The organism is Nocardia cyriacigeorgica (assembly GCF_010858045.1).
Classification (GTDB): Bacteria; Actinomycetota; Actinomycetes; order Mycobacteriales; family Mycobacteriaceae; genus Nocardia; species Nocardia cyriacigeorgica_E.
The window spans coordinates 1-359 of record NZ_JAAGVC010000172.1; the positions used below are offsets into that span (position 1 = coordinate 1).

Here is a 359-nt window from a genome sequence, read left to right on the forward strand (position 1 = left end):
GGCCGAAGTGCTGGACGCGATCCGTGGCGAGTTCGTATTCGCCGCCGACGCCGAGATCACCACCGAGTCGAACCCGGAGTCGACCTCACCCGCCTTTTTCGAGCGGATCCGGTCCGCCGGATACACCCGGGTCTCGCTCGGCATGCAGTCGGCGGCACAGCACGTGCTGGCGGTCCTCGACCGCACCCACACGCCGGGCCGAGCGGTCGCCGCCGCCAAAGAGGCCCGCGCGGTCGGCTTCGAGCACGTCAACCTGGATCTGATCTACGGAACACCCGGCGAACGCGACAGCGATCTGGACGCCAGCCTGGACGCGGTACTCGACGCCGGCGTCGACCATGTCTCGGCCTACTCGCTCA

The 359-nt window shown here is 68.8% G+C and carries 1 protein-coding gene; it reads left to right on the forward strand.

The features are described 5' to 3' along the window. Positions 1–359: radical SAM protein (locus GV790_RS29225; RefSeq protein WP_163818042.1), on the forward strand; the 359-nt coding region annotated here is incomplete at both ends.